Below are 19,679 nucleotides of genomic sequence, written 5' to 3'. Positions count from 1 at the left end.
GCAGGTCGTGGGCTTTGATCCGCCACCGGACGACGATCAGTTCGACGACCCGTTCGGAGACGACCCGCTCGAGGATCCGTTTGCGGGAGATCCACTCGAGGACCCGTTTGCGGACGACCCGTTCGGCGGCGGAGACGGTAACAGTGGTGACGACCTCGAGGAAGCGTTCAGCGAGGGGTCGCGATCGACACTGCTTGCGTTCATCATCGTCGCGGTGCTCGTCCACGCCGGCCTCTTTAGCGCCAGCCTCGGCGTGATGTTGATCGGCTTTCGGGGCCAGTGGGTCGTCGGCAGCGCGCTTGCGATCGGTGGGGTGCTCGCCCTGGGCCTGGCTGTCGTCGGATATCGGCGATACAAGCACAGCCAGTGAGTCCCTGGTTGGTGACTCGAGACAGGGCAGAACGGACGAGACACAGCGCAACGTGAGCCGAGCGCTCGGCGTCAGTCCCGATCGGCCAGCAGCTCCTCGGCGGTGACGAGCGCTTCCATCTCGACGTCCGCGGCCTCGACGTTTTCGCGGCCGCCTTCCTGTCGATCGACGACGACCAGCGCGCGGTCGACAGTTGCCCCGGCATCTCTGAGGGCTTCGATGGCGTCGACGAGACTCGTTCCCGTCGTCACGATATCCTCGAGGACGACCACTTCCTCGCCCTCCTCGAGACGGCCCTCGACTAAGTTCGCGGTGCCGTACTCCTTGCGCTGCTTGCGCGCGATAACGTAGGGAACCCCAGCTGCGACACTCGTTGCGGCCGCAAGCGGGACGCCACCGAGGGCGACGCCGCCGAGTTTGTCCTCCGGCGTGACGCGCTCGGCGAAGGCGTCGGCGATGGCCTCGAGACAGCCGGGATCGGTCTCGAAGAGGTACTTGTCGACGTAGTACTCGCTGGTGCCGCCGTGAGAGAGTTCGAACTCGCCGAACTGGACGGCATCCGCCTCGCGTAGGGCATCGATGAGTGCCTGATTCGTCATTGCTCGAACGGGCGGGCCGAACCGAAATAAGCGGTGTGGATCGGGCCAGCACTCGATCCGTGCGAATCGAAGTCAAAAACGACTAACACATCCCCTTCGTCGGAGAGAGCATGCACGTCTCTATCGTCGGCAGCGGCTACGTCGGCACCACGGTCGCGGCCTGTCTGGCGGATCTCGGCCACGAGGTCGTCAACATCGAGATCGATCAGGAGATCGTCGACACGATCAACGCCGGCGAGGCCCCGATCCACGAGTCGGGCCTCGCAGAGCGCATCGCCGAGCACGCGGGCACGAATCTGCGGGCGACCACCGACTACGCGGCGGTTCGGGACACCGACATTACCTTTCTCTGTCTCCCTACGCCGCAGGCCGACGACGGCAGTCTCGACCTCGCGATCATGCGTGCCGGCTCCGAATCCCTCGGTCGCGCGCTCGAGCCAAAGGACGATGACCACCTCGTCGTCGTCAAGAGTACTGTCCTCCCCGGCACGACGGAGGACGTCGTCGGCACCATTCTCGAGTCCGAGTCCGGCACACGCGTCGGTGATGGCCTCGAGCTCGCGATGAACCCCGAGTTCCTGCGGATGGGGACGGCCGTAACGGACTTCCTCGAGCCCGATAAGGTCGTCGTCGGCGCGACGAGCGACGACGCCGCCGCGACGCTTCGCGAGCTGTACGCGCCGATCCTCTCACGCGAGGAGACAGCCCTCGTCGAGACCGACATCCGCGAGGCTGAACTCATCAAGTACGCCAACAACGCCTTCCTCGCCTCGAAGATCTCGCTGGTCAACGAACTCGGCAACATCGCAAAGGAGTACGGCGCGGACGCCTACGAGGTGCTCGAGGCGGTCGGCCTCGACGACCGTCTCTCCGAGCGGTTCATGCGCTCGGGGCTGGGCTGGGGTGGCTCCTGTTTCCCGAAAGATGTCGACGCGCTGCGGGCCGGGGCCCGCGAACAGGGGTACGATCCAGCCCTGCTCGATGCCGTCGTTGCGGTCAACGACGGTCAGCCGCGCCGGCTCGTCGACTCGCTCGCGGCCCACGTCGACCTCGAGGATGCACGGATTACGGTGCTCGGCCTGTCGTTCAAACCCGGAACTGACGACATCCGCAAGTCACGCGCGCTCGACGTGATCGAGTATCTACAGGATCGCGGCGCAGCCGTCGTCGCCTACGACCCGGTTGCGATGGAGAACGTCCGACCGATGTACCCCGATATCGAGTACGCCGAGTCGGCCGCCAACGCACTCGCAGACGCCGACGGCGCGGTCGTTGCGACAGACTGGCCCGAGTTCGACGACCTCACGTTCGACGGGATGGCCCAGCGCGTGGTCGTCGACGGCCGCCGGATCGACGTCGACGAGGCCGAACTCGACGTCTACGAGGGCCTGACCTGGTAGCCCCGAACGAGCGATCGGCGGTAATACAAATTAGCCACTGGTCGATCAGTACGTTTTTGCAGTCACAGCGGCGAGTCCCTGCCGATGGACAATGACGCGGCTCGTGCGGACTCGAGGCTGTCGATCGGCAATGGGGAGGTCCTCTCCATGAGTCATGAGACGCGCGAGATCGCTTCCGAGGATGTCTGTATCCTCATCCCGACGCTCGACGAAGCGGCCACGATCGGCGACGTCATCGACGGCTTTCACGCCGAAGGCTACACGAACGTGTTCGTCGTCGACGGCGACTCCGAGGACGACACGCGCGAGATCGCCCGCGAGCGCGGCGCACACGTTCTGGTCCAGTCCGGTGACGGCAAAGGACAGGCCGTCCGCGAAGCCCTCGAGTACGTCGATGTCCCCTACGTGTTGATGGTCGACGGCGACGGGACCTACGATCCGGCCGACGCAGATCGGATGCTCGAGCCCCTCTCGCGCGGATACGAGCACGTGATCGGCAACCGGTTTGCCGATATGGACGACGATGCGATGAAGGCGTTGAACGGGTTCGGAAACCGGGCGATCAACAAATCGTTCCGGTTCATTCACGGGGCCGACTACGACGACATCCTCTCGGGATACCGGGCGTTTACCGTTGATTCGTTCGAGCGACTCTCGCTCGATTCGGACGGCTTTACCATCGAAACCGAACTCGCCGTCGAGTGTGTCAAACACGGGATCGACACGACGGTCGTTCCGATCAGTTACAGCGCCAGACCGGAGGCATCGGAGACGAATCTCCATCCGCTCAAAGACGGTGGAACGATCATCCTCGCGTTGTACTCACTCGCGAAAACGAACAACCCGCTGTTTTATTTCGGTAGTCTCGGCGTCGGCGGCATCGTCTCCGGTGGGATCATCGCGTCATACGTCCTCTGGCAGTGGGTCCAGCACGGACAAGGACACGAAATTATGGCGATGGCGGCCGCGGCGGCTATCCTGCTCGGCGTCCAGTTGCTCATGTTCGGCGTGCTCTCGGACATGCTCGTCACGCTTCATCGTGAGCAGCGACGCCGTCTCGAGCAGATTACGCTCGCGGATCGGGAGCGAGACGACGAAAAATAACGTCAGAACGGAAGCATCGATCGAACCTGCTGAAAGACACCGCCGGAATGCTCCCGTCGGTACTCCTCGAACGGCTCGTGGAGGGCGTTGAGCAGTTCCTGGCGAGAACGAAACTCCGACGTCTCGACTTCCTCGAGCATCGCCCCCAGCGCGACGTCGTTTCCGTGGACGTCGTAGGGGATCTGCTCGTGGCCGAGTTCGGCGGCGACATCGTCTTTCGTTGCCGGAAACGAGAGATCTGCTGTTCTGAGGTGTGCGTCGATAGCGGCGATACCGAACTCGACGCTCTCGGGTTCGTCGTCGTCTCCGTTCGAGGGTGGCCGGACTCCCATACCGACCGGTAGGATGTCCGATAGCAAAACCGCTACGAAGACTGTCGCGGAGCCCACGCGGTCGACACGCCTTTGGCGCCGGCGACGGAGTATGGCGTATGACAGAGTACACGACGGTTTCGATCCCGAAAGATCTCGCCGACCGCGTCGAGGACACGATCGAAGGCACCAGCTTCCAGAGCACGAGCGACCTCACTCGGTTCCTGCTTCGCAGTATCGTCATCCAACACCAGAAGCAAGGCAAACTCACGGAAGCCGAGTTCGAAGAGATCACCGAACAGCTTCGTGGCCTCGGCTATCTCGAGTAACGTCGGGACAGCGTCTCTCATTGGGGTCTCGTGCCACTGCTGGTCTCTGAAAAGCGATGTGTACCTTGAGGGGCCGCGACAGCCTCGCGAGTGACTTGTCTACAGCCGATCGATTGCGACACTGAACCCTCAAGCCCGATTACTTTCTGTCTCGAGGCGTCTAGTTTCCGCTGGAGGTCGGAATGCATGCCACACGTTCCGGATTTTCCATCACCATCGGACGACGAACAAGACCGGAAAGAGTCGAACCGTGGGAGCATCATCGATCGGATACTCGACGATGATCACTGGCCGTCGGCACGCAGGGGTTGAGCCATCACCGAGTTCCTGTCTCGGTCGGTACCGTCTTCCAGTCGTTCATTTTTCTCGACCGAACGGAGCGTGTGTGTCAGTCCGAGAGCGACTGCTCTGGTGGGCTCGCGTCGATTATTTCGAGTTGCTGGCGCTTGCCGCGGCGGTCGAAAGCAGCGAACGACCGCTCGTCGAGGTCCCACGGTGGGACAGCGACAAAGATCACTTCAGCGAGATCGTCGCGCCTCGTGACCTCGAGTTCTCGGACGGGGTGTGAGACGAACTGGCCCTGTGTCTGCCGTGCTGGTGTCGAGAGATCAACACCGAAGACGGCGTTGACGGCGTTGCCAGGATCCGGAAGGTAAAAGTCCGTAAACACCGGCGTCTCGGTCGGAATGTCGGCTCCCTCGAGCTCGCCCGCGGGCGTGACCGAGACACCGGTCGTCACACGGTCCGGGTCGGCGTCACTGGCCAGATCGAGCAGGACGTCGGCGAGGGCTCGCGTGATGTAGATCATAGTGATCGTCTTAGGCGCGGCTCGTAATTATATGTATGCCACACGAGCGCCCCCGGAAGACGAGCTGACGGTGCGGAACCATCGTCGTAAGACAGCCTAGATGGGAAAGAGCTGGCGAGCCATTCCCGCATACAGCAGTGGCATGCGCCGGCGCGAGTTTGCAAGCGCGTCCTCGAGGGCCGTCGCAGCGTCGGTCATGACACCGTGGCCGTGGCCGACGAGCACCCGCTCGGGTGTGAACCGGCCCAGTTCCGCCCGCGGTGGGATGGCCCGTCGCATCGGATGGACTCCGAGGCGTTCGCTGCCGGCGAGAAAGTACGCCGCCCTCCCGACCGATTCGGGGACCAGCAGGGTCCCGTCGGCCGGGTTGTAGAGTGCAACTTCCTGCCAGAAGCGATTGTTGACGACCGTCTGGGCCTCGAGGCCAGTATCCGAAAGCGTCCGCGAAAAGCGAGCAACGGGCGCATCGAGCTCCTCGGAGACGCCCTCGAAGAAGTCGGGGAGAAAGACCGGCACGTCGTGGCGATTCGCAATCGCTGCAGCGTCGCGCTTGTGACGATCGAGTAAGACGACGACACCAGTCACTTCGCCGAACTCGGCGAACAGGTCGTCGATCCCGTCGGCGTCGACAGGATCGATAACCCAGACCTTGCCATCGATCTCGAGGGCGTGGCTCGCCCGCTGCATCCGTTCGTCGGGGTGGGAAATCCAGCCGACACCGCCGTCGAAGCGGTCGATCTCGCGGAAATCCGTCGCACGCTCGTCGACACGGAATGTCATCTATCAGTAGTATGAACGCGCGGTGTATAAACGTGTAGCCAACAGGAGCAGGGTGCCGACTGGCCCCGCCAGAGCATCTATGCACCTCCCGGGCGTACGAACAAGCATGCTCACTGGGCTGTCCTGGCTCGCTCTCGAAGTCAAGTCTCTCGAGCGAGCGCGTACGTTTTACGAGGAGACGCTGGACCTCTCTGTGGCGACACAGGAGGACGACGAACTCGTGTGTGAGGCGGGCGAAACCGATCTAGTCCTCCGCCGTCCCGACAGGTTTCCCCGTGGTGGCCTCCACACCCACTACGCGTTCTCGATTCCCCGCACGGAGTACGACGACTGGTGGGACCGGCTGAGCGAGGAGTACGATCTGGAGGAGGCCCAGTTCGGCCCCGTCAGCTCACTGTATCTGTACGATCCCGACGGTAACTGCGTCGAACTCGGCCAACAGGACGTTTCGGGTCCGGGCATCGACGGCATCTTCGAGGTCGTCCTCGAGGTCGAATCACTCGAGCGTGCGGCGTCGTTCTACGCCGACCTCGGGTTCGAGACGGGTGATGTGGGTGGCGACCGCGAACGCGTACGCATGAACGGCCCGATGGCGCTGGAACTCTGGGAGCCACAGCTAGGGATCGCCGACGCTCGTGGCGGTGTCCACGTCGACCTCGGGTTCGAGACCGAGGATCCGAGGGCGGCGCTCGAGGCCATCTCGGATCGCGTCTGTGCCGTCGAACGAGAGACGGATGAATCGGTCGTCGTTCGCGACCCTGACGGGCACTTCCTGACGTTCACAGGCGCTCAGTACTGACGTCGACGCCCGGCGGAGCCACGAGCAGAAAGCCCCGGAAGTGGATCAGACTGCCACCCGACTCCTTGACATCGCGGGCAAAGCCCGACGCTAAGTCGTTGACGTCGCCCTCGACGTTGAGGACGAGCAGGTTCCCCTTCGAGATCGCCTCGAGCCACTCTGCTGCCGGCGTCGTTCCATCCAAGACGCCGAGGATCACACTGCCTTCGATCTCGAGTTCCTCGTCGATGTGTTCCTCGACCGCACGGAGGTCGAGGTCGAAATCGCTCATACCGGGTGGGTCGAACCGGGACGAGAAAAACGTTCGCCTCAGCCGGCCGCTCGAGCCGCCCGAGGCTGTCGGACAGACGGCAGTGGAAACTCGATCGCAAGCAGTCGGACAGGTTCAGACATCGAACGAAAATAACCCGCAGGAAGCGTGTCTGTTGGACGATCGACTGCTCACACTGTTCCCAGTAACAGTCCGCTCTCCCCACTTTGAACGGAGTGAGACGTTCCGGGGTGCTCGCTTCGCTGCGCTCCCGGGCGTGCGGCTCTCGTGTTCAAATAGGGTCACGATCTTCTTTTTGAGATTCCGGCGACTCGCTTCGCTCGTCGGTTGGAATCACAAAAAGTCCGCCCTCCCCGATTTGAACGGGGGGCAAGTCGATCTACAGTCGACTGCTCTACCAGTCTGAGCTAAGGGCGGTTGCACTTCAACGTAGCCGCTCTGGATAACATAAGAGTTGTTATTTTCGACGGAAAAAGACGCTGCCGTCAGCCGAAATGGAAGAATGATTGATATAGGTGGAGTGTCAACAGAGATGATAACCCGCAGATGAGCAAGATCACGTTCCGCGCCGACGATGCCCTCGTCGAGCAACTCGAGACCCTCGAGATTTCGAAAAGCGAAGCGATGCGGGAGGCGCTGCGCGCGTATCTCGCCAGCAACGGCCCAACTCGAGGAAGGGAGCGTGAGCGACGAACCGAATCCACACGGCCGGAGACACTCGACGAACTCGTTCGGGATCGCGTCGACGAACTGCTCGCGGATCGACTCCACGAACTCGAGTCGACTCTGGATCGATCGACTCGAGTCGGTGATCACACAGCCGCGGATGCTCGCGCACGGCCACACGATCGCGAGATGTATGACACGGCCGATCGCGAGCAGCCCCGTGGCCAACAGTCGAACGACAACGGGCCACAGACACACTGTGAGCAGTGTGGCGAACACGTCGACGACGACCACGTGTACTGTCCAAACTGTGGCGAGAAGACCTCGAGACGGCTATTCTGCGAGTGTGGTGATGAAATCCGTTCCGACTGGTCGTTCTGTCCCAGCTGTGGCCGTCGGACGCCAGCTGCAGATGTGTTGAGCCGAGACAGTCACTCATAACGACTGGTGTAAGACACAGAAAGTCGTATCCGGCGAAAGTTTTATTGCCTATGACAGTATTCCACTTAGTCGCGTAAGACGGTTGTCTTACAACGGTCGGCAAACGCCGAAAAACGCCCGATGTCGGGCGGTTACGGTGTAAGACACGCCGCGTCTGACAGGGGCGCGCCGCCGTCTTACCCTACAGGGAATACAACCATGGAGCGTGTGACACTGCGAATTCCGAAACAGCAGATCGAGGAGGTCGAACAGTTAGTCGACTCGGGCGAGTTTCCGAACCGGAGCGAGGCGATCCGGTCGGCCGTCCGTGAAATGATCAACGAACAACAGGACGGGCCGACCGAACAGTCCGGCAAACGAACGTGGGCCAAGGTGTAACGATGCAGGATATCGTTCAAGACGCACTCGAAAACGCGGAGCAGGAGTCCCGAGAGATGGACGCCGACATGGACGACGATGAGTTCGGCGATCCACGGATCGTCATCGTTGGCTGTGGCGGTGCGGGTAACAACACGATCAACCGGCTGTATAACATCGGCGTCGACGGTGCCGATACCGTGGCGATCAACACGGACAAACAGCATCTGAAGATGATCGAGGCCGACACGAAGATTCTGGTCGGCAAGTCGCTCACGAACGGGCTCGGCGCTGGCGGCGATCCCTCGATGGGAGAACGTGCGACCGAGATGGCTCAGGGAACGGTCAAAGAGGTCCTCGGAGACGCAGACCTCGTGTTCGTGACCGCAGGCATGGGTGGCGGGACCGGGACCGGTGCCGCCCCCGTCGTCTCCGAAATCGCAAAGGAGCAAGGTGCAATCGTCGTCGGAATGGTCTCGACACCGTTCAACGTCGAACGCGCCCGCACGGTGAAAGCCGAAGAAGGCCTCGAGAAACTGCGCGACCAGGCCGACTCGATCATCGTGCTCGACAACAACCGGCTGCTCGACTACGTCCCGAACCTCCCGATCGGCAAGGCGTTCTCGGTGATGGACCAGATCATCGCCGAAACGGTGAAAGGCATCTCGGAGACGATTACCCAGCCTTCGCTGATCAACCTGGACTACGCGGACATGTCCACCATCATGAACCAGGGTGGCGTCGCCGTCATGCTGGTCGGTGAAACCCAGGACAAGAACAAAACCGACGAGGTCGTCAAAGACGCGATGAACCACCCACTGTTGGACGTCGACTACCGCGGTGCTTCGGGCGGGCTCGTCCACATCACCGGCGGCCCGGATCTCACCCTCAAAGAGGCAGAGGGCATCGCCGACAACATCACCGAGCGCCTCGAGGCCTCGGCGAACGTCATCTGGGGCGCGCGTATCCAGGACAACTACAAAGGCAAGGTTCGAGTCATGGCGATCATGACTGGCGTCCAGAGCGCACAGGTGCTCGGCCCAACCACCCAGAAACAAGCCGACAAGTCTCGCCAGAGTATCGAAGGCGTGCGAAACACCGACTTCGACGCGAGCAATCACATCGAGGACGGCGGCTCCAACGTCGGCGCCCACAGTGACGGCGGCCGTGAGGAACTCGAGAAACAGAACGGCGTCGACGTGATCCGGTAATCGGCACACGGTACTTGACACACCACCCGCCGTACGCGGCACCTGACACACCATCCGCCGCACGCGGCACCTGACACACCACCCGCCGTACGCGGCACCTGACACACCACCCGCCGTACGCGGCACTTGACACACCACCTGCCGTACGCGGCACTTGACACACCACCCGCCGCACGCGGCATGTCGTGTCGCTACCGAGACGGCTCGTTTCTGCCGTTCTCGTTTTTTATCGACAGATACGGAGAGGTACAGCAGTCGATTTCAGAGCCATCGCTGTCTGACAACGGTCAGCGGTCACTCAATCACACTGTGTGGCTCGTCGTCGAGACGACGGTTTTTGAGCATGCCCTCCGTATGGCTCGTACGCTCCGATAGTCGATCTCCCCTCACACGCATGCACGCACTCGTCTTTGCAGCCGGCCGTGGCACCCGTTTACGGCCGTATACGGACGCGACACCGAAGCCACTCCTCGAGATCGGTGGCAACCCGTTGCTCGAGCGAACACTCAACACAGTCGTCGACGCTGGCGTCGAGGCAATCGTCATCGTGGTCGGCTACCGTGCGGATGAGATCACTGATGCCATCGGGACCGCGGTCGACGACGTCCCAGTGCGGTATGCCGTCCAGAACGATCAGCAGGGGCTTGCCCACGCGGTCTGTACGGCGTTCGAGGATGGCTACGGCGTGACCGATCCCACAGCGTTGTCCGACACGCACCGCGATGTCGTTCCCGACGACGTGGTGACCGTTAACGGCGACAACGTCTTTGACAGCGACTGCACGCTCTCGAGACTGATCGACCGCCATCACGAACCGGACGTTGACGGCACGCTCTTGCTCGATCGTGTCGCGAGAAACGAGGCCGAGACGGCGGCCCGCTGCGTGCTCGACAACGACGGAACGGTTCGGTCGCTCGAGTCAACGACCGATGCCGAGTCAGGCGTCATCGCTGCCGGCGTCCAGACCCACGACGCTCGCGCACTGTTTCGAGCCTGTCAGACAGTCGAACGAAGCGACACTGGCGAGTACGAACTGACCGACGCCCTCGAGTCACTACTCGCCGGCGGGAGGCGATACGTCGGCGTCGAACTCGAGGGCTGGCACCTGAACATCAACACACCCGCGGATCTCGATCGAGCACGAAACGTACTCGAGAGACCACAGTAAGACGGCCACTCACATCCCGAATTAGACGAGCGACTCGAGCAGCGAACACTTCCGACAAATATCACGGGTCGTCGTCGAGCCACACTCGGCACACGCCTGTAAGTCGGCGCCGTCGTCGCCACTGAACTCGTCGGACAGGATGCTGGCGAGTTCTTCGTAGCCCGAGAGAATCGAGTGACGCGTCCCGGGATGGTTCTCTTCGAGCCCGTAGAGGAGCTGTTGGATCTCACCACGGTAGGCCTCACTCGAGTGAGGACACTCCGTGATGTGGGCGGGGAGGTCGTTGAGGTGGGCATAGAGGGCAACCTCTTTTTCGGGGATATCTCGCAGGGGTTTCGCACGCGGGACGAACTCATCCTGTTCGTCGCGTTCGGAGAGTGGCCCGAGGCTGGCGTCGAAGTGTTTCGCCATCTGTTCGACGTCGCCCTCGAGGAAGTTCATCAGCGCTGACTGGGCCTCGTCATCCAGATTGTGGCCCGTCAGCAGGAGGTCGGCCTCGAGTTCCTCGGCGTACGTCGAGAGGAGGTCCCGGCGGAAAACGCCACAGTAGGCACAGGCGGCCATGTTTTCGGGGTCGTCCTCGACGACGTCGTCCATCCGGACGCCGAACTCCTCCTCGTAGCTGACGACTTCGTGGCGGATGCCAAGGTCGTCGGTGAGGTCGAGACAGGCCTCGAGGCTCTTGTCTCGGTAGCCCTCGATACCCTCGTGGATCGTCAGTCCGATAAGCTCGATACGGGGATCTTTGGCGAAGGTATCATGGAGAATCTGCGTGAGGACAACGCTGTCTTTGCCCCCAGAGAGGCCGATCACCCACGTCTGTGGGTTTTCGGGCGTCACGTCGTGTGGGACGAGATCGTCCCGACGCACGCGGCGGCGCACCCGTTTTTCGACCGACTCGCGGAAGTGGTCCGCACAGAGATGCGCCCCGGAGTAGGCGGCGTGCATGACTGCCTCCTCGGGACACCGGTTACAATCCATTGTGGTCAGCTTACCGACGAACGCGTATGTCCGTTTCGTCTCTTCGTCGGTTCAGCGGGATTGTCAGGCCGGAACGGGCTCTTCTCCACTCGTCTTGTCTTCCTCGACGGCGTCGGCACCGTTCTCGAGGGCAGCAAGCAGCGTGTCGATATGGTGGTCGCGGCTCACGGAGGAGAACAGCTCGTGACCGCCGTCGTAGAGGACGACGTGTTCAGCAGGCACCCGCTCACCGATCGGAGCCAGACTGACGACGGGATCGCGCAGTGAACAGAAGACGACCGCGTCGTGGTCGATCGTCAGCAACTCGGCTTGGGCTCGGCGGGTTTCGCTGACGAACGCCGGCGACACCCATCGCGGTGTCGTCGCGATCTGGTGGTCCGTTGCCTTCTCGCCGAGTGCCGCGCGATCCATTTCGCCGATCGGCAAACACGGGAACGTCGTTGGCAGTTTCGATACCACATCCAACAGTGGTTCCGGATACGCCTCGCTGTATCCCCACCACGGACTCAGATAGACGTGGTTGTCCGCGCCGTCTAGCGCCTGAGCAATGAGAGCACCCGCGCTGTGTCCCAGCAGCTGGTAGGACTCGAGGTCGACGACGTATTCGGCGATTGGCTCGAGCCAGTCGGCTTTGAAGTCCTCGATATTCGTCGGGAGTTCGAACGCATGCACACGGTAGCCGGCATCAGTCAGCTTTCCGATGAGCCAACTGACGTTCTCGTGGGTCCAGCGGTTGCCCCAGCCCATGACGAACACGAGTTCCTCGTCGCCGTCCTCGCCGAAGATTCGGTGTCTCATAGGTTTTCGTTCGCCCGGAACGGATAAAAAAGGTGCTCTCCTGACACAAACTCGCCGTGGCCAGCAACTCGTCCAAGGGCGGCGGAAAAACGGCGAGGATCGGGTCACCCGTTCACAAATAGCTTTCCGAGCGGCCACACGAATCGAACCCATGTTCGACGCCCTTAGAGCTCGGCTCTACCGGCTGGGGTTCAATCTGTTTCCGGCCTATCGTGGGACTGGCGGCCGCGTAACGTACGTCGCGCCCGACTGGCAGGAAGTCCACATCAAGCTACCGCTGTCGTGGCGAACGCGAAACTACGTTGGCACCATCTTCGGCGGCAGCATCTACGCAGCTGTCGATCCGTTTTACATGATGATGCTGCTGAAAACGCTCGGTGACGAGTACGTCGTCTGGGACAAGGAGGCCGAGGTACGGTTCAAAAAGCCCGGTCGAGAGACGCTGTACGCAAACTTTCGACTCTCCGACGCGGAACTCGAGGCGATCCAGGCCGAACTCGAAACCGAGGGAACGGAGTCGATCGACCGTCACTACACCGTCGACCTCGTCGACAGCGATGGAACAGTCCACGCAACCGTTCGAAAGACAGTCTACATCGCGAACGGCCGAGATGAGTAAACAGGCCGTGGCTGTGGGCATGGCCCGAAGAAACCGTTTTGCGACTCGAGACCCCACATCCGCCAATGAGTGGCTTTGATCGCCGTGATGCAGTCGATCGGCTCGAGGAGTTGGTCGACACCGTCGAAGAGGACCGAATGCCCGTCCCGGTGCGGGAGATCTGGGCGTTCGGCGACGTCGCACTCGGCGTCGATCCCGTCGACCGGCTGGATATCTACCTGACCAAAGACATCCTCGTGCGAGACGACAGCGAGCCCACCCCCGGAGAGACCGACGCAAGCGAGGCGTACGACGTCGACGGCGTCGGGCAATCCGTTCGGGCGGACTGGGCCGCCAACTACCCCCACTATCTCCGGGCGAACGCCAACGGGCATGCCGCACCCGAAAAATGTCTCGCGGCTCACTTGCTCGAGGACGACGAACCAATCCATCTCGAGGTCTGTAACGCCTCATTCGAGGACAACGTCACCCAGCGGCTGCGTGGCGCGACACTGCGCGAGGACTACACGCAGTTACTCGACCCGCGCGGCGTCTGTCTGTGGGCCGACGGCACCCGAAGCGAGGAGGCGTTCCGAAAACTCCGCGAGAGCGAGTTGGCGTTGCCGACGCTGTCGGCTGCCCTCGAGATGCTCGGCCTCGAGGGCGAAGCGGCCACAGCGGCAGCACAGGAACTCCACGCCTGGCGCGAACAACAAGACGGGGTAACGGTCCGCGGTGACGTCGTCTAACGCGGTGGGGACTGCTCGAGCGAGGCGTTTTGCAGGGCCGTCACTGTCGAGTGGACGTCCTCGAGACAGTCGGTAAACGCGGACTGATCGAGACGGATCCGGTCGGTGCTGGGCTCATACTCGAGCAGCCCTGCATCGTCCAACATCGGTAGATGTACGTGACGAAGCTCCAACTCGAGCGCCTGCGACTCAGCATCGGTCTCGGCCGACGACGCGGGCCGAGGACCAACGTTGGTGGCGAGTTCCGTGAACGAGACACTGTCCGTTCGTGTCTGCAGTACGTACTGAAAGATAGATTGGCGGCAAGGGTCGCTCAGGAGATCGAACGAGATCGCTGTGCAGGTGTTATCCGACGCCCCCACCACGTTCCTGTCGGTCATTCTCTGACTAGTGGTCGTGCCATCGGATAGAAACGATGCGGAAATACTCACGTCCTTTATCATCAATAAGGCAGAATAGGGAACCAGTCCCCATCCAGCGGGGGCGAGAATACAGACCGTTTCAGATGCTACTCAGTACGTTCTGGATCGACTACCCGATCCTCCGCAACACGTTGTCGGCTGTACCGGACGCGACAGTCACATGGGAGCAGTCGGATCTCACCGAGGACGGCGACCATCGAATGCTCGTCTGGGTCGAAGGCGAGTCGTATGACACGTTCGACACGGCCCTCGAGGACGATCCGACCGTCAAACCGCCCACGCGGGTCGTCGAGTTCGACGACCGGCGGCTCTATCACCTCGAGTTGACACCCGACGGCCGAGCGAAGAGTGTGTATCCGATCCTGATCGAGGATGGGAGTCTCCTGCGAACAGTTACGGCAACGCACGAGGGCTGGCACTTTCGTGCCGTGTTTCCCACCGAGGGCGCACTCGAGCGGTTTCACCGCTTTTTCGTTGAGAACGATGTCAGCCTCGAGTTACAGCGACTCTACGAGGAACGGACTGGCGACGGCGACAGCCAGTTCGGGCTGACCGACCAACAGCGCGAGACGCTCATCGCCGCCGTCGACGCCGGCTATCTCGACATTCCGCGCTCGTGTTCGCTCGCCGAACTCGGCGAGCAGTTCGATATCTCGCCAAACGCGACCTCCGAGCGCTTCCGTCGGGGGGTCAAAACCCTCACCGAGAACACGGTGTACCCGAGTACTCACTCGGAGTAAGGGCTCATCGACGCGACCGCAGTGGTGCTCGAGTGCGATGACAACGGATTTTGCGATCCCAACGAGTGTCCTCGTATGAGCGTCTCGTCGGTTCTACAGCAGCTCCGTTCGCCCCGTGCCGCGATGCTCGCCAATCTCGCGCTCGTGATGACGGGGTCAGTGCTTGCCCTGTTCGGCGTGGTCGACTTACTCACCGGCATCGTGATCGTCGTGCTCGGATTCGCAGGTATTGTCGTCTCGCTGCTGGGCCAGCAAGACAGTCAGGAACACGAGTGAGTCGAGTGTCAGACAGCGCTGTCAGACAACTCGGCCAGCAGTGACGAAAAACGGCACGGCTTCCTCGCGGCGGTACTCCCGTGTTTCCATCTGGGCGATGACGTCCCGTCCCATCTGTCGCCACGAGCCACGGAGGTCGTCGTACGCCGCCTCAGTCAGTGGGCCGGCGAGCAGCGTCTCGCGGTCGTCGGCCAATCCCGCCCCAGTTGCCTTGCGCCGGGCCGCAAGCAGCGCCCCCTCGCTGTAGGGCGGTTCGACAGTCCTGACGTGGTCGTACCGGCGTGTCTCACAGCCCTCGAGGCCGGCCGCCTCGAACGCCTCGCGAGCATCAGCCCCGAGGGCGACATCCGTCGGGACGCCCTCGAGATAGGCCTGTCGCGCCCGTCGTTCGAGCTGTCTCTCGGCGTCGACGCTCGAGTCGATCTCGACGGCAGCGTTGTCGGGTTCGATGGCGGCGACGCGGTCGCTCGAGACGCGGGCGAACTCTCTGAGGGCGGCCACCGGATCGGGAAGATTGATCAACAGCGCCTGACAGACCACGAGGTCGAACGTATCGTCGGGAAACGGGAGTCGAAGCGCGTCGCCGGCGACGACCGGGACGTGGTCGCGGGCCGCCACGAGCAGGTCCGGATCGGCATCACAGCCGATCACGTCGGCCGACGATTCGGCCTCGAGCACGCGGCTCAACTCGCCGGTGCCACAGCCGACGTCGAGAATTCGCTCGTGGGACTCGAGGGCGAGCGGGGCAAGCGCCTCCCGAGAGTCGTCCCACATCCCCTGGCGGGTCCGCTGAAGATAGTCTTCGGAGAACTCGCGCACGAGATGTCGTTCGGCCGTCTCGAGTAAAAGCGGGTCGATTCTTAGTTCCGACCCAGCTCTCGGCCCACGGCGAAAAGCAGGATAAGGCCGACCAGGATCATCGACCCCTGTGCGACCGCGGCGACAGTCGAGTCGACGGCCCCGCCGGTCAACAGCGCGATCACGTCGGAAATCCCACGGACAGAGCCGACGACGCCAAGCAGGGCGAGTACGCCGATCCCGATGACGGCAAGGCGGCGTCGCTCTGTCTGGCGACCCACGACACCGAACCCAGCGATGATGACGCCGAAAACGGCCGGGATGAGTGCAGTAATACTCGCAAAGTCCGAGACCACGTAGGCGGCGATGCCGACGACGACGAGGACCGCGCCGAGGACGATCCCGAGCGTGGACGTCGTTTCAGCTGTGTCCATACGCGTATTCATCGGCGAGTTGTCCTATAGCTTCCCGTTAGGACAGTCGAAAAAAGACGGTCGCGCCGAGCGAAGGTTACTCGCGCAGTTCCCGCACTTTCTGGATGTTCCACGCGAAGCCGCGGCCGTCTTCAGTCGGCGTCTCGAGTGCGAACGGCAGTTCGCGCAGGTCGGGGTGGTTTACGATCGCTTGCATGCCGTCCTCGCCGATGTAGCCCTCGCCGACGTGGGCGTGTTCGTCTTTGTGCGTGCCGACGTCGTGTTTCGAGTCGTTGAGGTGGAGATATTTCAGGTACTCGAGGCCGACTTCGTCGTCGAAGCGGGAGACGGTCTCGTCGACGGCCTCGGGCGTCGTGAGGTCGTTACCCGCGACCAGCGTGTGGGCCGTGTCGATACAGATGCCGATGTCGGTGTCGGTGCGGTCGATGATCCCCGCGAGATGAGCGAACTCGCCGCCGAGTTTCGTTCCGCTACCTGCGTCGGATTCGATCAGAATCTCGACCCCGTCGGGCACCTCGAGTTCGTCGATCAGACTCGCCGCGTTGTCGAGGCCGCCCTCGACGCCAGCGCCCGTGTGCGCACCGAGGTGGACGTTGACGTAAGGGACGTCGAGCCGCTCGGCGGCATCGAGTTCGGCCTGCATGCTTTCTTTGGACTTCCGGCGGAGGTCGTCTTTTGGCGTACAGAGGTTGACCAGATACGAGGAGTGAATCACCCACGGCCCCTCGAGGTGTTCGTCTGACTCCGCTCGGAAGCCCTCGGCAGCCTCGTCGCTGATCTCGGGTTGGGCCCAGACCTGCGGTGAGGTAGTAAAGATCTGTCCGCAGTTGCCGCCGAACGCGAGTTGGCGATGAACCGCGTTCCGAACGTCGTCGTACGGCGGTGTTTCGTCATCAGAGGAGACGCGCGAACCGGAGATCGAAACGTGTGCACCGATCTTCATAGCGTCTCGTCAGTACCGATCCCTGATAGGGATACCGGAGCGACTCGAGGGACACACACGGTCTGCTGTACCGAGTGACCGTCGATCACCAGCGGCAGGGTCGGTGATCGGTGGGACATGACGACAGGAGTCCGTATCAGTAGTCGCCACTGACAGTCACAGTCCACGTGAGTGCACACGGCCGTGCAATGGTGTGAGCGTCGTGACTATGGAGCGTAGTTGTCTGGAAAATGTCGTCATACAAAGTCGCCGTCAGGCGACGGAGATGCCGATATTACTCGCGGGTGACGTTCGTCGCGCGGGGACCCTTGGGGGCCTGTTCGATGTCGAATTCGATGTCTGTGCCTTCCTCGAGGTCCGGACCGCCAACGTCTTCCATGTGGAAGAAAACGTCATCGTCCGCGTCGTCCGTCGAAATGAAACCGTAGCCGCCTGTGTCGTTGAAGAAATCAACGTTACCTTTCGCCATTACAAACAAATGTACACCCGATACACGGATAAGACTTGCGAGGGTCGCGGTACCACGAGCACAGTCCTGTGAGAGAGTTACACGCATTCTGCCCCCTCATCGCATGACGGACCCGCAACGTGTACCACTCGGTGCGGCCGACGGATGGTCGCAGATGCGGTAGAAATGACTTCTAGGAGACTGTACGGGTATTTCCTGGGTTCTCATGGCAGGTCCACTCATACCAACCTCGAGACGGAATAAAACCCGTTTCGCCCGGCCGTTCTAGGGACGGACAATGAGTACGAGCCACCTGATCGGACTCGTCGGCAAACCCGCTGTCGGCAAGTCCTCCTTTTCAATGCCGTCGTCAGAGCGCCGATCTGACGGGCCGCAGAATCGCAAGCGATTCTACGACGGCGACGATAACGACGTGCCCGTGTGATCTGCTCGTTTACGGTACGACGCTGTCGATGATCTGACACGGATCGTTGTCTCTGTTTCTCGGTACAACTGAAAGACGGTCGCAGATGGGGTGGAAATGGCTTCTAGGAGACCGTCCGAGTACTTCGAGGGGACTCATGGCAGGTGTACTCATATCACCCCAGCGACGGAACAAAACCCGTTTAGCCCGGCCGTTCCAGGGATTGATAATGAGTACGAGCCACCGGATCGGACTCGTCGGCAAACCCTCTGTCGGCAAGTCCTCCTTTTTCAACGCGGCGACGATGAACGACGTGCCCGAAGGGGCCTATCCCTTCACGACGATCGACCCGAGCGTGGGCGAGGCCTACGTCCGCGTCGAGGACGCCGCACCCGAGTTCGACGAAACGTCGACCCCGAGCGTGGGCTACCTCGACGGAGACACCCGCTTCGTTCCGACGAAACTCGTCGACGTTGCGGGGCTGATCCCCGGCGCACACGAGGGGAAAGGCCTCGGCAACCAGTTCCTGACCGATCTAAACGAAACCGATGTCCTGATTCACGTCGTCGACTTCTCCGGGGAGACCGACCTCGAGGGCGAATCTACCGAGGGACACGATCCCCGAAGAGACATCGACTTCTTGGAGGAGGAACTCGACCAGTGGTATCTCGGGGTCCTCGAAAAAGGGATCAACCGATACGAGTCGGGTTACACCACCGAAGACGACGCCATCGAGGAGGAACTCGCAGAGCAGATGAGCGCGTTCAAGACGAACGAAGACGAGATCAAACGCCTCATCCGCCGCGTCGACGTCGGCTTCGAGCCCGAGGAGTGGGACGACGATGACAAACTCGAGTTGGCGCGCGAGATCCGCAAGGAGACCAAGCCGATGGTGATCGCAGCGAACAAGATGGACAAGCCACAATCCCAGGCGAACTACGAGGAGATCACGTCGGACCCAGAGTACGAGCACCTGACGATCGTTCCCTGTAGCGCCCACGCCGAGCGCGCGCTCAAATCCGCCGACAAAGCCGGCGTCGTCGACTACCGTCCCGGCGACGGCGACTTCGAGATTACGGGCGACGTCTCCGGTGAACAGGAAGAGGGCTTAGAACAGATCCGGGAGTTTCTCTCCGAGTTTGGCTCGACGGGCGTCCAGCCAGCACTCGAGACCGCGCTCTTCGACGTCTTAGGCGTCGTCCCGGTGTTCCCCGGCGGCGCGAACGGCCTCGGGAACGAACGCGGCGAGGTCTTGCCTGACTGTTATCTGATCCCGGACGGGTCGACCGCAGAGGACTTCGCGTACAGCCTCCACTCTGATATCGGCGATGGCTTCCTCCACGCCATCGACTGCCGGAGCAACCGACAACTCGGCAAGGATTACGAGGTCGAACCCCGCGACGTGATCGAGATTATCACGACGAACTGACCGGCGACACGCAGAATCGGACCGA

General features: G+C 61.9%; 27 protein-coding genes and 1 tRNA gene. 15 read left to right on the top strand and 13 right to left on the bottom strand.

Going from position 1 to position 19,679, the window contains the following annotated elements:
* Positions 1–7: 7 nt before the first annotated feature.
* A complete protein-coding gene (locus tag DV706_RS10000) occupies positions 8–370 on the top strand; it encodes a DUF7322 domain-containing protein (RefSeq protein WP_006064754.1) in 363 nt (120 codons plus the stop codon).
* A gap of 71 nt (positions 371–441) precedes the next feature.
* Here DV706_RS10000 and pyrE read toward each other — a convergent pair whose 3' ends face one another.
* Positions 442–969 carry an orotate phosphoribosyltransferase gene (gene pyrE, locus DV706_RS09995; protein ID WP_006064755.1) on the bottom strand — a complete coding sequence of 176 codons (528 nt, stop codon included), beginning with the start codon at positions 967–969 and terminating at the stop codon, positions 442–444.
* Between the two features lie 110 nt (positions 970–1,079).
* Between pyrE and aglM the strand changes: the two genes are divergently transcribed.
* Together aglM and aglJ are read left to right on the top strand one after the other, a co-directional pair.
* Positions 1,080–2,369 (top strand): UDP-glucose 6-dehydrogenase AglM, encoded by a 1,290-nt coding sequence (aglM, locus tag DV706_RS09990; RefSeq protein WP_006064756.1) that lies wholly within the window; start codon positions 1,080–1,082, stop codon positions 2,367–2,369.
* Positions 2,370–2,453: 84 nt separating this feature from the next.
* Positions 2,454–3,473 carry an S-layer glycoprotein N-glycosyltransferase AglJ gene (gene aglJ, locus DV706_RS09985; protein ID WP_006064757.1) on the top strand — a complete coding sequence of 340 codons (1,020 nt, stop codon included), beginning with the start codon at positions 2,454–2,456 and terminating at the stop codon, positions 3,471–3,473.
* Between the two features lie 2 nt (positions 3,474–3,475).
* Here aglJ and DV706_RS09980 read toward each other — a convergent pair whose 3' ends face one another.
* Positions 3,476–3,805, bottom strand: coding sequence for a DUF5789 family protein (locus DV706_RS09980; protein WP_006064758.1), 330 nt, complete (start codon positions 3,803–3,805; stop codon positions 3,476–3,478).
* 98 nt (positions 3,806–3,903) lie between these two features.
* Between DV706_RS09980 and DV706_RS09975 the strand changes: the two genes are divergently transcribed.
* On the top strand, positions 3,904–4,113 hold the full coding sequence (locus DV706_RS09975) for a ribbon-helix-helix domain-containing protein (RefSeq protein ID WP_006064759.1): 210 nt from the start codon (positions 3,904–3,906) through the stop codon (positions 4,111–4,113).
* 388 nt (positions 4,114–4,501) lie between these two features.
* Here DV706_RS09975 and DV706_RS09970 read toward each other — a convergent pair whose 3' ends face one another.
* A complete protein-coding gene (locus DV706_RS09970) occupies positions 4,502–4,921 on the bottom strand; it encodes a hypothetical protein (RefSeq protein ID WP_006064760.1) in 420 nt (139 codons plus the stop codon).
* 96 nt (positions 4,922–5,017) lie between these two features.
* On the bottom strand, positions 5,018–5,701 hold the full coding sequence (locus tag DV706_RS09965; protein ID WP_006064761.1) for a hypothetical protein: 684 nt from the start codon (positions 5,699–5,701) through the stop codon (positions 5,018–5,020).
* A gap of 106 nt (positions 5,702–5,807) precedes the next feature.
* On the opposite strand from DV706_RS09965, the gene DV706_RS09960 reads away from it, so the two are divergent.
* Complete coding sequence (locus tag DV706_RS09960) at positions 5,808–6,500, top strand: VOC family protein (protein WP_006064762.1); 693 nt, start codon at positions 5,808–5,810, stop codon at positions 6,498–6,500.
* Here the strand turns inward: DV706_RS09960 and DV706_RS09955 are convergent.
* Positions 6,481–6,771, bottom strand: a complete 291-nt coding sequence (locus DV706_RS09955; protein ID WP_006064763.1) for a DUF5779 family protein — start codon at positions 6,769–6,771, stop codon at positions 6,481–6,483. The genes DV706_RS09960 and DV706_RS09955 overlap by 20 nt on opposite strands.
* A gap of 343 nt (positions 6,772–7,114) precedes the next feature.
* Positions 7,115–7,188: transfer RNA gene (locus DV706_RS09950), tRNA-Tyr, on the bottom strand.
* Positions 7,189–7,317: 129 nt separating this feature from the next.
* Between DV706_RS09950 and DV706_RS09945 the strand changes: the two genes are divergently transcribed.
* The 4 genes from DV706_RS09945 (at position 7,318) to DV706_RS09930 (ending at position 10,614) form a co-directional block, all read left to right on the top strand.
* Positions 7,318–7,878, top strand: a complete 561-nt coding sequence (locus DV706_RS09945) for a double zinc ribbon domain-containing protein (protein ID WP_006064764.1) — start codon at positions 7,318–7,320, stop codon at positions 7,876–7,878.
* A 198-nt stretch (positions 7,879–8,076) separates the two neighbouring features.
* On the top strand, positions 8,077–8,256 hold the full coding sequence (locus tag DV706_RS09940) for a ribbon-helix-helix domain-containing protein (RefSeq protein ID WP_006064765.1): 180 nt from the start codon (positions 8,077–8,079) through the stop codon (positions 8,254–8,256).
* Between the two features lie 2 nt (positions 8,257–8,258).
* Positions 8,259–9,446: a cell division protein FtsZ gene (gene ftsZ, locus DV706_RS09935; RefSeq protein WP_006064766.1), complete on the top strand. Its 1,188-nt coding sequence runs from the start codon at positions 8,259–8,261 to the stop codon at positions 9,444–9,446.
* A gap of 394 nt (positions 9,447–9,840) precedes the next feature.
* Positions 9,841–10,614, top strand: coding sequence for a sugar phosphate nucleotidyltransferase (locus tag DV706_RS09930; RefSeq protein WP_006064768.1), 774 nt, complete (start codon positions 9,841–9,843; stop codon positions 10,612–10,614).
* 21 nt (positions 10,615–10,635) lie between these two features.
* Here the strand turns inward: DV706_RS09930 and ncsA are convergent, their stop codons facing one another.
* Positions 10,636–11,595: a tRNA 2-thiolation protein NcsA gene (gene ncsA, locus DV706_RS09925; RefSeq protein ID WP_006064769.1), complete on the bottom strand. Its 960-nt coding sequence runs from the start codon at positions 11,593–11,595 to the stop codon at positions 10,636–10,638.
* A 63-nt stretch (positions 11,596–11,658) separates the two neighbouring features.
* Positions 11,659–12,393, bottom strand: a complete 735-nt coding sequence (locus DV706_RS09920) for an alpha/beta fold hydrolase (RefSeq protein ID WP_006064770.1) — start codon at positions 12,391–12,393, stop codon at positions 11,659–11,661.
* Between the two features lie 151 nt (positions 12,394–12,544).
* Between DV706_RS09920 and DV706_RS09915 the strand changes: the two genes are divergently transcribed.
* Entirely contained in the window at positions 12,545–13,012 is a 468-nt protein-coding gene (locus DV706_RS09915) for a DUF4442 domain-containing protein (RefSeq protein ID WP_006064771.1), read from the top strand.
* Positions 13,013–13,077: 65 nt separating this feature from the next.
* On the top strand, positions 13,078–13,740 hold the full coding sequence (locus DV706_RS09910; RefSeq protein WP_006064772.1) for a DUF7095 family protein: 663 nt from the start codon (positions 13,078–13,080) through the stop codon (positions 13,738–13,740).
* On the opposite strand, the gene DV706_RS09905 is transcribed toward DV706_RS09910, so the two are convergent.
* Positions 13,737–14,120 (bottom strand): DUF7344 domain-containing protein, encoded by a 384-nt coding sequence (locus DV706_RS09905; RefSeq protein WP_006064773.1) that lies wholly within the window; start codon positions 14,118–14,120, stop codon positions 13,737–13,739. The genes DV706_RS09910 and DV706_RS09905 overlap by 4 nt on opposite strands.
* Positions 14,121–14,245: 125 nt before the next feature.
* Between DV706_RS09905 and DV706_RS09900 the strand changes: the two genes are divergently transcribed.
* Entirely contained in the window at positions 14,246–14,902 is a 657-nt protein-coding gene (locus DV706_RS09900) for a helix-turn-helix domain-containing protein (protein WP_006064774.1), read from the top strand.
* Between the two features lie 75 nt (positions 14,903–14,977).
* On the top strand, positions 14,978–15,178 hold the full coding sequence (locus DV706_RS09895; RefSeq protein ID WP_006064775.1) for a hypothetical protein: 201 nt from the start codon (positions 14,978–14,980) through the stop codon (positions 15,176–15,178).
* Positions 15,179–15,199: 21 nt separating this feature from the next.
* Here the strand turns inward: DV706_RS09895 and DV706_RS09890 are convergent, their stop codons facing one another.
* From DV706_RS09890 to DV706_RS09875, 4 genes are all read right to left on the bottom strand, one after another.
* A complete protein-coding gene (locus tag DV706_RS09890; RefSeq protein WP_136350855.1) occupies positions 15,200–15,997 on the bottom strand; it encodes a class I SAM-dependent methyltransferase in 798 nt (265 codons plus the stop codon).
* Positions 15,998–16,038: 41 nt separating this feature from the next.
* Positions 16,039–16,410: a hypothetical protein gene (locus tag DV706_RS09885; protein ID WP_006064776.1), complete on the bottom strand. Its 372-nt coding sequence runs from the start codon at positions 16,408–16,410 to the stop codon at positions 16,039–16,041.
* 76 nt (positions 16,411–16,486) lie between these two features.
* Positions 16,487–17,353, bottom strand: a complete 867-nt coding sequence (locus DV706_RS09880; RefSeq protein WP_006064777.1) for a deoxyribonuclease IV — start codon at positions 17,351–17,353, stop codon at positions 16,487–16,489.
* A gap of 274 nt (positions 17,354–17,627) precedes the next feature.
* Positions 17,628–17,822 (bottom strand): cold-shock protein, encoded by a 195-nt coding sequence (locus DV706_RS09875; protein ID WP_008160330.1) that lies wholly within the window; start codon positions 17,820–17,822, stop codon positions 17,628–17,630.
* 277 nt (positions 17,823–18,099) lie between these two features.
* Between DV706_RS09875 and DV706_RS21450 the strand changes: the two genes are divergently transcribed.
* Both DV706_RS21450 and DV706_RS09870 read left to right on the top strand, forming a co-directional pair.
* Positions 18,100–18,246, top strand: coding sequence for a hypothetical protein (locus DV706_RS21450; RefSeq protein WP_006064779.1), 147 nt, complete (start codon positions 18,100–18,102; stop codon positions 18,244–18,246).
* 208 nt (positions 18,247–18,454) lie between these two features.
* Positions 18,455–19,654: a redox-regulated ATPase YchF gene (locus DV706_RS09870; protein WP_006064780.1), complete on the top strand. Its 1,200-nt coding sequence runs from the start codon at positions 18,455–18,457 to the stop codon at positions 19,652–19,654.
* The last annotated feature ends 25 nt before the right edge of the window (positions 19,655–19,679 follow it).

It is taken from the genome of Natronorubrum bangense (genome assembly GCF_004799645.1).
In the GTDB taxonomy this organism is placed as follows: Archaea; Halobacteriota; Halobacteria; order Halobacteriales; family Natrialbaceae; genus Natronorubrum; species Natronorubrum bangense.
This window is presented reverse-complemented; position numbering and strand designations above follow the sequence as displayed.